8 protein-coding genes and 1 pseudogene are annotated in these 13,507 nt (G+C 67.4%); 5 read left to right on the top strand and 4 right to left on the bottom strand.

Going from position 1 to position 13,507, the window contains the following annotated elements; translation table 11 throughout:
• Window positions 1-156: pseudogene (locus tag ACMGER_RS08435) on the bottom strand (glucose/galactose MFS transporter); the annotation flags it as partial.
• Between the two features lie 100 nt (window positions 157-256).
• Here ACMGER_RS08435 and ACMGER_RS08440 point away from each other — a divergent pair.
• The 3 genes from ACMGER_RS08440 (at window position 257) to dgcA (ending at window position 3,695) form a co-directional block, all read left to right on the top strand.
• Complete coding sequence (locus tag ACMGER_RS08440) at window positions 257-1,414, top strand: aldose epimerase family protein (protein WP_436811710.1); 1,158 nt, start codon at window positions 257-259, stop codon at window positions 1,412-1,414.
• Between the two features lie 296 nt (window positions 1,415-1,710).
• On the top strand, window positions 1,711-2,748 hold the full coding sequence (dgcN, locus tag ACMGER_RS08445; RefSeq protein WP_436811711.1) for an N-acetyltransferase DgcN: 1,038 nt from the start codon (window positions 1,711-1,713) through the stop codon (window positions 2,746-2,748).
• Entirely contained in the window at window positions 2,706-3,695 is a 990-nt protein-coding gene (gene dgcA / locus ACMGER_RS08450) for an N-acetyl-D-Glu racemase DgcA (RefSeq protein ID WP_436811712.1), read from the top strand. Before dgcN ends, dgcA begins: the two co-directional genes overlap by 43 nt.
• Window positions 3,696-3,710: 15 nt before the next feature.
• Here the strand turns inward: dgcA and ACMGER_RS08455 are convergent, their stop codons facing one another.
• Together ACMGER_RS08455 and ACMGER_RS08460 are read right to left on the bottom strand one after the other, a co-directional pair.
• A complete protein-coding gene (locus tag ACMGER_RS08455) occupies window positions 3,711-4,595 on the bottom strand; it encodes a LysR family transcriptional regulator (RefSeq protein WP_436811713.1) in 885 nt (294 codons plus the stop codon).
• Window positions 4,596-4,702: 107 nt separating this feature from the next.
• A complete protein-coding gene (locus ACMGER_RS08460) occupies window positions 4,703-7,747 on the bottom strand; it encodes a TonB-dependent receptor plug domain-containing protein (protein ID WP_436811714.1) in 3,045 nt (1,014 codons plus the stop codon).
• Window positions 7,748-8,249: 502 nt separating this feature from the next.
• Between ACMGER_RS08460 and ACMGER_RS08465 the strand changes: the two genes are divergently transcribed.
• Together ACMGER_RS08465 and ACMGER_RS08470 are read left to right on the top strand one after the other, a co-directional pair.
• Window positions 8,250-10,604, top strand: a complete 2,355-nt coding sequence (locus tag ACMGER_RS08465; protein WP_436811715.1) for a penicillin acylase family protein — start codon at window positions 8,250-8,252, stop codon at window positions 10,602-10,604.
• Between the two features lie 24 nt (window positions 10,605-10,628).
• Entirely contained in the window at window positions 10,629-12,176 is a 1,548-nt protein-coding gene (locus ACMGER_RS08470; protein WP_436811716.1) for an N-acyl-D-amino-acid deacylase family protein, read from the top strand.
• 1 nt (window position 12,177) lies between these two features.
• On the opposite strand, the gene ACMGER_RS08475 is transcribed toward ACMGER_RS08470, so the two are convergent.
• A complete protein-coding gene (locus ACMGER_RS08475) occupies window positions 12,178-13,386 on the bottom strand; it encodes a serine hydrolase domain-containing protein (protein ID WP_436811717.1) in 1,209 nt (402 codons plus the stop codon).
• Window positions 13,387-13,507: the final 121 nt, after the last annotated feature.

Genomic DNA, 13,507 nt, shown 5'->3' on the forward strand with positions numbered 1-13,507 from the left:
CACGCTCCTCAGATGCGGCAGCAGCGTGTTGTTGATGACCGTAATAAAACCCCACATGAAGAACAGCGTCGCCAGCAACCTCAGCGCACCGGCGTAGGTTGCACCGGTGGATGCCGCGCCGGGCAGCGTGTTGGTGGAACCGAATGCGGCAGGCATCGAAAACCCCTCCCGTGTGTCCGAGCGACAGCACGGACTCTACCTTTACAATTTGTCTGAGTTTAAACTAGAGAACGGACAGGTCAATCGGGAGAGGATGATGGCAGCGCTCGAAACCGCGGCAGTCCGGCTGTTCGGCGTCGCGCCGATCGTGGCGGGGCTGCTCGTCTCGGCCGGTGCCCATGCCGCCACCGCCGAGCGTTCCGCCTTCGGCAAACTCGCGGACGGGACCGTGATCGAGGCGGTGACGCTCACCGGGACCAACGGCGTCTCGGCGCGTATCATCACCTATGGCGCGACGCTGCAGGCGCTGAACGCGCCCGGCCGCGACGGCAAGAGCGTCGACGTGACGCTCGGCTACGACGATCTCCAGAGCTATATCGACCATCCCAATTACTGGGGCCAGACGATCGGGCGCTATGCCAACCGGATCGCCGGCGGCCGGTTCACGCTCGACGGCAAGGGGTATCGGCTGACCCGGAACGACAAGGCCAATTCGCTTCACGGTGGCACGACCGGCTTCGACAAGCGGGTGTGGCGGATCGTCGGAGTGAAGAGCGGGCCCGATGCGAGCGTGACGATGGCGCTGACCAGCCCGGCGGGCGACCAGGGCTATCCCGGCAAGCTGGAGGTCACGACGACCTTCACGCTCGACGACAAGGGCAGCCTGACGATCGACTATGACGCGAAGAGCGACGCTCCCACCGTCGTCAACCTCACCAACCACGCGCTCTTCAACATGGGCGGAGAGGGGGCGCCCGGCGGCATCCTGCAGCACCGGCTGACGATCCCGGCCAGCCGCTATACCCCCGTCAACGCCGCGCTGATCCCGACCGGTGAGCTGAAGCCCGTCGCCGGCACGATCTTCGACTTCACCCGGGGCCGCGTCATCGAGGACGGCATCCGTGACGGCCGCGATCCGCAGGTCGTGATGGGGCGCGGCTATGACCATAATTTCGTGCTCGACGCCGGCAGGACGGCCGAGCCCAAGCTCGCCGCCCGGCTCGAGGATCCGGCCTCCGGCCGTGTGCTCGAGGTGCTGTCGGACCAGCCCGGCGTCCAGGTCTATACCGGAAATTTCCTCGACGGCACGCTCATCGGCAAGGGCGGGCATCTCTACCGGATGGGCGACGGCATCGCGCTCGAGCCGCAGCTCTTTCCCGATACGCCCAATCAGCCCGCCTTCGGCTCGGCGCGCGTCGCTCCCGGCAAGCCGTACCGCCACCGCATGATCTACCGCGTGTCCGTCGCGCGCTGAGCCTCAAGCTGCCGATCGTGCGGGGCCGCCTCATGGCCGATCGCCGCCGCTATGCCGATGCATTTGCAGAGGCGATGGATTGGCCCGAGCAGTGATCCGGCGTTGCCGGTCTATCGCCAGATCATGTATCGGGCGGTCATCCGCGTCATTGCTCCGCGATCGGTGGCGGGCGGGTGACGCCTGCCATGGTGGCTGCAGAGCCATAACTCGTGGTTATGCATGAGGCCCAGCTCGATATAGGCATCGCGGCCTATTCCTTCGCATATCGGATTGCTCGTATCAGTTCGGGGTTCCTCATGATCGCCAGCCCTTATCTGCTCTATCTCGGACGATCCGATGACGAGGTCGGCATCAAGACCTCGCGTGGCTTGGCTGTTTTTCGGCGTGACGACTGCGTCGGCGAGTATCGCCACGATGCTTGTCCGCTGACGCTCGGGCTGCCGCGCCTGACGTTCGCGGAGGCGGTCGCCGCGGGGGCGCGGACGCTGGTGCTGGGGATCGCCAACGCCGGCGGGCGGATGGCGCCGGAGCTGGTGCAGGATGCGGTCGGTGCGATCGAGGTCGGGCTCGACGTCGCCGCCGGTCTGCATCAGCGGCTCCGCGACGAGCCCGCGCTCGTGGACGCCGCGCGCCGTCACGGCCGCACGCTGCACGACGTCCGCGATCCTGCACCGGGCATTCCGGTCGGCAACGGCCTGCCGCGCGCCGGCAAGCGGCTGCTGACGGTGGGCACCGACTGTTCGGTCGGCAAGATGTATACGACGCTGTGCCTCGAGCGAGGTATGCGCGCGCGCGGGATCGCCGCCGATTTCCGCGCGACCGGCCAGACCGGCATCCTGATCGCCGGCGACGGCGTGCCGCTCGATGCGGTGGTGGCCGACTTCATCTCCGGCGCGATCGAGCAATTGTCCCCCGCGCGCCATGACGGCGGTTGGGACCTGATCGAGGGGCAGGGATCGCTGTTCCACCCGTCCTTCGCCGGCGTGTCGACCGGGCTGCTGCACGGCGCCCAGCCCGATGCACTGGTGCTCTGCCATGATCCGTCGCGCGAGCATATGCGCGGCCTGCCGCACTTTCGCCTGCCGGACCTCGCCGAGACGCTGGAGGCGAACCTCAGGACCGCGCGGCTGACCAATGCCGGTGTTCGCGCGGTCGGCATCGCCCTCAACACCTCGAAGCTCGCGCGCGGCGACGCCGAGCGGCTGTGCGCCGAGACCTCCGACAGGTTCGGCCTGCCCTGTACCGATCCCTTTGCGATGGGGGTCGATACCATCATCGATCGGATCATCGAATGCTTCGAACGCTCGGCGCCCGCCGCGACGCTTTCTCGTTAGCCGCGCCGTTCCGTATCTCGCGCGGGGTCAAGACCGTCGCCGAGGTGGTGACGGTCGAGATCGCGGATGGCGACCATGTCGGACGCGGGGAGGGGGTTCCCTATCCGCGCTACGGGGAGACCGTCGCGGGCGCACTCGCCGAGATCGCCACGGCGCGCCTCGCGATCGAAGGCGGCGCCGATCGTGCGGAGATCCAGCGGCTGATGCCGCCGGGGGCTGCGCGCAACGCCGTCGATTGCGCGCTGTGGGACCTGGAGGCGAAACGGTCCGGCACTTCGGTGACGGCGCTGCTCGGCCGTCCCCCGATCAGCGCCACGGCGACGGCGATCACGGTCAGCCTCGATTCCCCCGAGGCGATGGCGGCGGCCGCCGCCAGGCTCGCCGACGTGCCGCTGATCAAGGTGAAGGTCGGAAGCGTCGACCCGATCGCCTTGGTCCGCGCCGTGCGCGCGGCGGCGCCGCGTCCGCGGATGATCGTCGATCCCAACGAAAGCTGGACGATGGACCAGGTCGCCGGGCTGCAGGCCGAGCTGGCCGAACTGCGCGTCGACCTGCTCGAGCAACCGCTGCCCGCCGGCGCCGACAGCGCGCTGGAGGATTTCGAGCCGCTGGTGCCGCTGGCCGCAGATGAGTCGGCGCACGTCGTCGACGACGTCGGGCTGCTCGCCGGGCGCTACCAGGTCGTCAACATCAAGCTCGACAAGACCGGCGGCCTTACCGGCGCGCTGGCGCTGGCGGACGCGGCGGAGGCGGCGGGGCTGGGATTGATGACGGGATCGATGATCTCGAGCTCGCTGTCGATCGCACCGGCGCTGGTGATCGCCGCGCGATCGCGGTTCGTCGATCTCGACGGGCCGCTCTGGCTCTCGCGGGACAGGCCGGGCGGCGTGCGCGGCGAGCAAGGCGTGCTCGCGCCGCCCGAGCCGGGCTTCTGGGGCGAGGCATGATCCTGGTTCATGCGCTCATGGCGTGTCGATCGTCTCGGCCAGCAGATCGAGGAAGTCGCTCGCCAGGCGGGACAGCGGACGGCTTTCCAGCGCCATCGCATAGACGTCGAAGGTCAGCGACGGCCGCAGCGGGCGGAACGAGACGCCGTCACCGACAGCGGCCTGAGCGGTGAAATTGTCGAGCACGGCCATGCCTACGCCTTCGCGGACCAAGGCTGAGGCGATGTAGAAGGTGCGCGCCGATGCGACCTCGGCAAGGTCGAGGCCGAGGCGGGTCAGCTCGCTGCGCAGCAGATCGCCGAGCGGTCCGCTCTGCACCAGGCTGATGAAGTCGCGATCCGCGATGCGCTCCAGGTCGATCCGTGGCGGTGCGTCGGGCACATCGTCCTCGCGGTAGAGCAGGCCGAGTTCGCCTTCGCCCAGCCAGCGCGCATTCGCCGGCAAGCCGCTCGGCACCTGATAGGCGATGACGATGTCGGTCTCGCGCTCGTAGAGCCTGCGCGCGATCTCGTCGTGGTGGACGGTCTGCAGGTCGAAGAACACGTCCGGCGCCCGGCCAAGGAAGCGCGCGACCGCGCGCGGCAGCACCGACAGCGCCAGCGAAGGCAGCGCCGAGATCCGCAATGTGCCGCCCATGCCGCGCCGCATGTTGCGGCTCGCCTGGCGCAGCGAGGCCACCCGCGACTGGATGTCGGAGACGTCGGCGAACAGCGCATGGGCCTCTTCGGTCGGGATCAGGCCGCCGGCGCTGCGATGGAAGAGCGGAAAGCCGAGCAGCTGTTCGGCATGGCGCAGCGTCTTGGTCACGGAGGGCTGCGATACGTTGAGCGCCCGCGCCGCGCCGGTGATCGACCCGCTCGTGTAGACCGCGTGGAAGATCTCGATGTGCCGGAGGTTCATGGAACGAGGCTAACCGAGCGCGGCGCGCCGACCAAGCGGGTGTCGCGATGGTCCGCATTGACGGAACTGCGCGACCCCCGGTTTACGGCCTCCAGGCGAGCGTCCCCTCAGCGCAGCTGAAAGCGCACGCCCGCGCGGAAGGTGCGGCCGAGCATGTCCGAATAGGTGCTGTTGGCGGCGAGGCCGGTCTCGGGCACCAGCAGCGGCCAGCGGTTGAACACGTTCGTGACATTGATGAAGACCTGCGCGTCCGACGTGTCGCTGACCGCGATCTTCTGCGTCAGGTTGAGATCTACGTAGAACAGCCCTGAGACGTGGTTGTCGTCATAGGTCTGAAACGGCGATGTCGTGGTCGTGACCGGGCAGCCGGTGGTGCACTCGATGCCGTTGGCGACATATTTGCCCGCGCTGACACCGCGACCGGTGACCGTCGCCGAGAAGGTCGGCGTCTCATAGATCGCATTGGCACGGAAGACCCAGGTCGGCGTGCTATACTGTCCGCCGTTCGCGCCGACGGTGTTCACCGGGACGGTCCCGGCGATGCCCGTATCGGAGAGGTTCTCGATATAGCGTGTCGCGACGCCCTTCAGGGTGAAGCTGTCCGTACCCAGCGGGATGCGATAGGCCGCCTCAAAGTCGATGCCGCGCACCAGCCTGCGCACGAAGTTGAACGGCTGGCTGCGGATCAGCAGATACGGCGCGGCCGGCGTCGAGCGGATCGGATCCTCGGTGATCGCGTCGCAATAGTCCTCCACGCCGTCGGCGCAGCGGTTGACGATCTCCTGGGCGGTGATCGAGTCGATCGCGTCCGAAAGATTGATGCGGAAATAGTCGACCGATGCCGTGAAGCCCGGCAGGAAACGCGGCGACAGCACTGCGCCAATGTTCCACGAATTGGCGACTTCCGGCCTGAGGTTCGGATTGCCGGTGGTGAGGCCCGAATAGCCGAATCTCTGCGGGCCGTTCAGGCCGTCCGAAGTATAGTTGGGATTGGCCACCGTGTCGCTGTTGGCGGTGCCGGCCTGATAGAGCTCGTTGAGGTTGGGCGCGCGGATATCGCGCGAACGCGTTACGCGGAAGCGGATGTCCTCGATCGGTGCCCAGGTCGCGCCCAGCTTCCAGGTGGTGACATAGCCGGAATTCGAATAGTCGGTGGCGCGGACCGCGCCGTTGAACTCGAGGCCGAAGCCGAGCGGGATCACCGTCTCGAGATAGGCTTCCTTGACGTTGTACTCGCCGGTGAAGGGCAGATAGTTGCCCACCGACCACCGGTTGGTCGTGCCGGTGGTCGTCACGATCGGCTGGAATTCCGCCGGCACGCTGCCGCGGATCTTTTCCTTGCGGTACTCGCCGCCGAAGGAGATGCTGACATCGCCCGCCCAGGTGGCGAACGGGGTGATCGCCCAGTTGGTGCCGGCGACGTACTGCTCCATCACCTGGTCGCGATATGGGTCGCCCAGCACATAGTCGATCGCTGCCTGGCTGGCGACGCTCACGCCCATCCGGTTCAGCGGCACGCAGGCCGGATCGTCGTCGGTGGTGCTGGCGTTCACGTTGATCAGGCACTGGATCGAGCCGGCCGCATAGCCGCGCGCATTGCCCGCCGGCGCGAACGCCGCGGCCGTCGCATTGGCCATGTTGGTCAGGTTCATGATGTCGCGAAGCTGCTCGCGCAGATCGGAACGGCCATATTGGGCGTAGACCTCCCAATGTCCGGGCTTGCCGAACGCGTCGAAATTGCCTTCGGCGCCGACGACGTAGCGCTGCACCTTGCGCTCATTGTTGATCCCGCGGAACGGCAGGTCGGCCGCGGTGGTCGCCAGCGTGATGCCGGTGACGTCGGTAAGCCGCGCGGCGCCGAGCGACTGCAGCGCGAAGGCGTTGCAGGTCACCGGAACGGGAACGGTCGTGCAGCCGGTGGTGTTGATCGCGATGCCGGTCGACAGGTTCGGACCCGCGTTGAAGAAGACTTTCTGGCGGTTGTACGATCCCTCGGCGAAGACCTCGACGCCGTCGGCGACCTCGTAGCTCAGCCGGCCGAAGACGCCCCAGCGATCATCCTTGGGCATCAGGCCGATACGGGTACCGGAATCGTTGACCTGCCACGATCCGCCCTGGGTGAGGCTCGGCGCGGAGGATCCGGGCGCCCGCGTGAATGCCGGAAAGGTGAACGTGCCATAGTCGAAGACGTTCACCGCCCCGCCTTGGCCGAAATACAGTCCGCGCAGGGCATTCGCGCTGGCACCGGCCGAGCCGGTGATGAGGCCGCCCGGCGTCGAGTTGGACGCACCGACCTGGCGCTTGGTGGTGATGTAACGCGGCGTCGTGCTGACATTGGCCACCCAGTTCGGGTCCTGGACCCGTACATAGCCGGTGTGGTTCCATTCGCGCTCGTCATTGATCTCGAAGATGCCGTCCTGATGCGCGATGTTGGCGCTCAAAAGGATATGGCCGCGACCGCCGGCGAACGATTTGCCGCCCGCGATGCTACCCGAATAATTGCCGCCGTCGCCATAGGTGGTGACGCCCGAGTCTGCCTCGATCTTCAGCCCCTCGAGCTTCTTGTTGAGAATGAAGTTCACCACGCCCGAGACGGCGTCCGAGCCGTAGGCGGACGAAGCGCCGCCGGTGACGACCTCGACGCGCTCGACCAGCGCCTGCGGGATCGTGTTGATGTCGACCCAGCCATAGATCGTCGAGCCGACCGAACGGCGGCCGTCGAGCAGGACCAGCACGCGGCCTTCGCCGAGATTGCGCATGTTGAGCGCATTGATGCCGGCCGAGCCGTTCGACAGGTTGAGGCGCGAATTGGCCGGTTTGGTCGAGCCGGCGAGCTGGGGCAGCTGATTGACGAAGTCGGCGATGTTGTTCGTCGGCGAGGTGTTCTGGATGTCTTCCTGCGTCAGCACGATGAGCGGCGTCGGAGCCTGGAACCCGTCGCGCCGGATGCGTGAACCGGTAACAAGGATGTCGCTCCGATCCTCAGCAGGGGCTGCCTGTGCATCCTGCTGCGCGGCCGGCGCATCCTGCTGCGCGGCCGGCGCATCCTGCGCCATCGCCGGTGCCGCGTGGATGATCGCGAGGGCGGTCATGGCGATGCCCGTCGCACCGCGGCGGCCGATCCGCGGATGAATTTGCCCGAGAATAGACATTCGAAGATCCCCTTTGGCTTGGGATCAGGCCAACGCGGCAGGCGGCTTCCGACGTCTGCGGCGCGCTAGTCCGGCAAGACCTGATAACCCAGCTTCACCGATGTGACTGCCGTGCAGCACATTCGTCCCACCTGCTTCTTCATCGGGATTGTCCGGGTGAGCCGTTAGGGCTTCATACTCCCGTCACCCCTGTTTTCTCTGGAGAATTACCTCCGGTCGCGCGGGAACATGTCAGTTCCGAGACAGGAGGTTACAGGGTGTGGGAGAGCGGTCAATACGGCCGACATGCTTAGATTTTGCCTGGGTATAACCTGAAGTAATAGCGCCAGGGGAGCCGCAATGCGGCTTGCTCCCGCGCCGATAGCTCCTGGTTATAGGCAGCCGTTAGTTTGCTATGCGGTCGTGCCGGCGCGGTGCAATAGGCTTTCGATCTCGTCGCATCGGCGTCATGAGGGGAGGCTTGATGATACAGCGCCGCGCGTTCCTGCTAGCATCGGCAGCGATGCTGTCCCTGGAAGGCACTGGCCTCGCGCGGCCGAAGGGCAAGGCCAGGACCGGGCCTGGTGGCAAGGTTCGGGTCGCCGGCGCACGTGCGGCGATCGAGATCCTCGAGGACCGGATGGGCATCCCGCACATCCGTGCACGGTCCAAGCATGATGCGTTCCTCGGCCAGGGCTATGCCGTCGCGCGCGACCGGCTGTTCCAGATCGACTTCGCCTATCGCCGCGAGCTGGGGCGGATGGCGGAAGCGTTCGGCCCGCGCTTCGTCGCCGCCGACCGCGCCGCGCGTCTCTTCCACTTCCGCGGCGATATCGATGCCGAGCTCGACGCACTGCCGCCGGAGGTGCTGGAGTGCGCGCGCGGCTATGTCGCCGGGGTCAACGCCCGCATCGCCGAGCTGGAGGCCGATCCCACCCTTCTGCCGCTCGAATATCGCATCCTGAGCATCACTCCGCTGCGCTGGGACGTGCGCGATCTCGTCCGCGTCCGCGGCGACGGCATGGGCAACACCGACGACGAGGTGCGGCGCGCGCAGCTCCAGGCGCGCGGGCTCCTCCATCTCGACCAGTTCATGGACCCGCTGCGGCCGGCGTGGCAGTTCACCGTGCCCGAAGGACTGGATTGCGCGGCGGTCAGCGAAGCCGACCTCGGCATCCTGCTCGACGCGGCGAGGCCGCTGCCCTTCGACGACAACCAGGCCGCATCCTACGACCGCGAGTTGGATCGGATCGATCTCGCGGCGCAGGGCAGCAATGCCTGGACCGTGAGCGGCGCGCGTACCGCGACCGGGCGGCCGATCCTGGCGAACGATCCGCACCTCGGGATCGGCGGGGCGAGCCCGCGCCATATCTCGCATTTGACCGCGCCGGGGCTCGACGTGATCGGCGGCGGCCAGCCGGGGCTGCCCGGGATTATGCAGGGGCATACCGACCGCTTCGCCTTCGGCCGCACCAACTTCCATATCGACCAGACGGACCTGTTCATCCTGCGGACGCGCGAGGATGACCCGGAACAATATTGGCACGACGGCAAGTGGAAGCGGTTCGAGGCGGTCGAGGAGGAGATCGCGGTCAAGGGCGCGCCGCCCCAGCGCGTCGTGCTGCGTTATGCAGAGGGGCGCCCGATCGTCTCGGAGGACCCGACGCGCCACCGCGCGGTGGCCTTCGCCAGCGTGTCGCTGCTGCCCGGCGCGAACATGCGGTTCGCGATGATCGCGATCAATCTGGCGCGCGACTGGGCCTCATTGCGCGAGGCTTTCAAGATCCACGTCTCGCCGACCAACATCCATTACGCCGATGTCGATGGGAATACCGGCTGGCACACGGTCGGGTTCGTGCCCAAACGGCCGCGGCACGATGGGCTGTTCCCCGCGCCGGGCGACGGCAGCTATGACTGGACGGGCATCCTCGAGGTCGAGGAGATGCCGAGCATCTACAATCCGAAACAGGGCTGGTTCGCCTCCGCCAACGAGATGAACCTGCCGCGGGACTATCCGTACAGAGAGCGCAAGATCAGCTTCAGCTGGAGCGATTCATTCCGCCACGATCGGGTCGCCGAAGTGCTGAGCGCCCAGCCCAGGCATCGGATCGAGGACAGCATCGCGCTGCAGCACGACGTGCAGTCGCTGCCGGCGCGCGCGCTGGTGAAGCTGCTCCCCGCGACTCCATCGCCTGCGGCGGCGCCGGCCGTGGCGCTGCTGCGGCGCTGGAATTGCGCGATCGAGGCCGACAGCGCCGCCGCCCTGCTCTATGAACTGACGATGCCGGAGCTGTCGTCGGCGTTCCGCGAGCTGGTCATCCCGCCTGCCGCCCGTGACCTTATCAAGTCGGTGAACCTGTCCGAGATGCTGCGGCTGCTCGCCGCGCCCGACACGCGCCTGGGTGCCGATCCCGCGGCCGCGCGCGATGCGCTGATCGACACGGCGCTGGCGGCGGGATGGGCCAAGGCGGTCGAGCTGCGCGGACCCGATCCGGCCGGGTGGCGCTGGGGCGATCTCCATCAGGTGGCGATCGCGCACCCGCTGTCGAAGCTGCCGGCGATCGCGGCCGCCTTTCCCAGGATCGACGGCGGTCGGTCGGGCGGCGACGGTACGACGGTGATGGCACGCGGCGTCAATCCGGCACGCGGCTTCAACGTCACGCATGGCGCGAGCTATCTGCTCGTCGCGGACGTCGGGGCCTGGGACAATTCGCGGGTGCTGCTCCTGCCCGGACAGTCGGCCGATCCGCGTTCCCCTCATTATCGCGATTTCTATCAGGACTGGCTCGCCGGGAACATGCAGCCCTTGTGGTTCAGCAAGGCGGCGGTCGACGCGCATACGGTGTCGCGGACGGTGCTGACGCCCGCTGCGGGCTGAGCAGGCGACGAGCAGGATGGGGGCATGTCTCAGCAGCTGACGCGGCGGCAGCTCATCGGCGGCGCGATGGCGGCCGGAGGGCTGGCGAGCCTGCCGGGCCGCGCGGACGCGCTTGCCGACCGCGCGACCCTGTTCCGCGAGGTCATGCTCGTCGACGGGACGGGAGCTGCGCCGAGGCTGGCGGACGTCCTCGTCGCAGGCGATCGGATTGCCCAGGTCACTTCGCCGGCAGCTCGAGGCTCGGGATCGGCCATACGGATTGTCACCGGCGAGGGGCGCGTCCTCGCGCCGGGTTTCATCGACCTGCACAGCCATGGCGATCCGCTGAAGGAATCCTACGAATCCTTCCTCGCGATGGGCGTCACCACGATCACGCTCGGGGTGGACGGCAGCGGCCCGAGGGTAGGGAAGGACCTCGACCCCAGGCGCTGGATGCAGGCGGTCGACCGCGCGCGCATCGACGTGAACGTTGCTCTGCTGGCGGCCCACGGCACGCTGCGCCGCGCCGCCGGCGTGCCGGATTCGGTCCGCCGTCCTGATGCCGCCGGGCTCGCGCGGATGGCGGCACAGCTCGATTCCGAGCTCAGCGCCGGCGCGTTCGGTCTGTCCTATGGCCTGGAATATGTGCCCGGCATCTATTCCGAGACGCCCGAGCTCACCAACCTCGGTCGCGTGGTGAGCCGCTACGGCGGCGTCGTCATGAGCCACATGCGCTCGGAGAACGACGACGAGATCGAGGACTCGATCGACGAGCTGATCGCCTCCTCGCTGCCGGCGCGCCCGCACATCTCGCACCTCAAGGTGGTGTTCGGCAAAGGCGAGCAAAGGGCGCGCGCGCTGCTCGATTTCCTGGCCGAGAAGCGCCGCCAGGGGATCGACCTCACTGCCGACGAATATCCCTATGAGGCCGGCTATACCGGGATCGAGCTGCTGTTCCCGCAATGGGCACTGCCGCCGACCGACTATGCCGCGGTCGTCGCCGGGCGCCGGCAAGAGCTGCGCGACTATCTGGAAAAGCGCATGATCCGCCGCGGCGGGCCGGAGGCGCTGCTCCTCGGAACCAAGCCCCATGCCGGCAAGACCGTCGCCCAGGCGGCGGCGGAGGCCGGGCTCCATTTCGCCGACTTCCTCATCGAACTGGGACCGGAGGGCGGTTCGGGCGCGCATTTCACCATGGACAAGGCGCTGCAGGACGTGCTGCTCCTCGACCCGTACGTGGCGTTCTCGACCGACGGCCGCCCGGGTATGCGCCATCCCCGCGCGACCGGCACCTATGCCAAGCTGATCGAGGATTATGTCGTGCAGGGCAGCAAGCTGACGATCGAGGAAATGGTCCGCAAATCGACCGGCTTTCCCGCGCAGATCCTGCGCCTCGGCGATCGCGGCGTGATCCGGGTCGGCGCCAAGGCCGACCTCGTTCTCTTCGATCCCGCGAAGGTTCGGGCGCGCTCCACCTATGTCGATCCCTTCGCCCGGGCAGAGGGGTTCGACCTGGTGATGGTGAACGGCCGCCCCGCCTTCGAGGGCGGCAAGCGGGTCGGCAGGTCCGGACGATTGCTCCGCGCCCGCTAGATCAGCTCCCCGGCGCGCTCGCCGCCTTGCACAGGCTGTCGGTCGCGAGCGCGATGCGCGACTCCGGCGTGGTCCGGTTCGAAGCGTCGTTCTCGACGCCGCGGGTCTCCGTGTTGAAGGCGAGCAGGCTGCCCATGTGCTGGTCGGGGCACAGGCTCAGATAGGCGCGGAAGCCGTTCTGGTCGCCATTGTGGCCGACGATGCGGATGCCGTCGCTGCGGTCGAGGAAGAAGGACAGGCCGCTCCACGTCGTCGGCGCCATCCGGCCTTGGGTGAAATCGTCACCCGCGGCGATCTGCGGGCGCCACATCTCCTCGAGCGAGGACCGCTTGAGGATCAGGTCATATCCGGCCTGACGCTTCGCATCGCCGAGCAGGAAGGCCACATATTTCGCCATGTCCGGAAGCGGCGCGTTGAGCCCGCCGTTCGACACCGTCACGCCCGTGTCGACGTCGAACGGCGCCTCGACCCGCTTGCCGTCCCGCATGTGATAGCTGTGCGACCGGTGCGGCGAGAGATAGGGAGGCGTGCGGTCGAAATAGCTCGCATACATGCCGAGCGGCTTCAGGATGTTCTTGTCGACGTAGACTTCATAGTCCTCGCCCGAGAGCCGCTCGATCACCTGGCCAAGATAGACGATGCCCGGATTGGAGTAGCTGAACCGGGTGCCGGGCCGGAACGTCACCTCGGTATAGGGGAGCATCGCCGCCAGCTGCGCCCAGCTCGGCGGCTCGAACGGCTGCCAGTCGCGGTCCCGCCAACGCCAGGTCGCGCCGCCGAAGCCGGCACTGTGGCTCATCAGCTGGCGGATCGTGATCGCGCCCGTATCGCCGAAGGGATTATGCACCCGGGCGAGCTCGGGCACGTAGCGGACGATCGGATCGTCCAACTGCAGCAGCCCGCGGTCGCGCAGCTGCATGATCGCGATCCCCGTCATCGTCTTCGTGATGGACGCCCAATGGAAGATCGTCTGCGCGTTCACCGGCACTTTGGAATTCGCGTCCCGGAGGCCGAGATGGTCGGCGACGACGACGCTGCCGTCCCGTACGACGTAGAAGCCGCTGCCGACGATGCCGGCCCGCTGCATCTCGGAGCGGTGTAGCGCCCGAAAATCGGCCAGCGCCTCGTCGAAGGAGCGCTCGCCCGCCGCAGCCGGGCCGGCAATCAGCGATGAAGCAAGCACGAACCAGGCAGCGAGCCGACGGGACATGGGCGATTTCCTCGCTCCTCAGTGGAGCCTCCGCCGATGTTGCGGAGACTTGTCGACGACGCAACGAGAATAGGGTTAACGGGGCTGTCCCGCATTCCTTCCTGTTTCATGCGTCTGCAAA

This window comes from Sphingomonas astragali (genome assembly GCF_051400615.1).
Taxonomy (GTDB): domain Bacteria; phylum Pseudomonadota; class Alphaproteobacteria; order Sphingomonadales; family Sphingomonadaceae; genus Sphingomonas.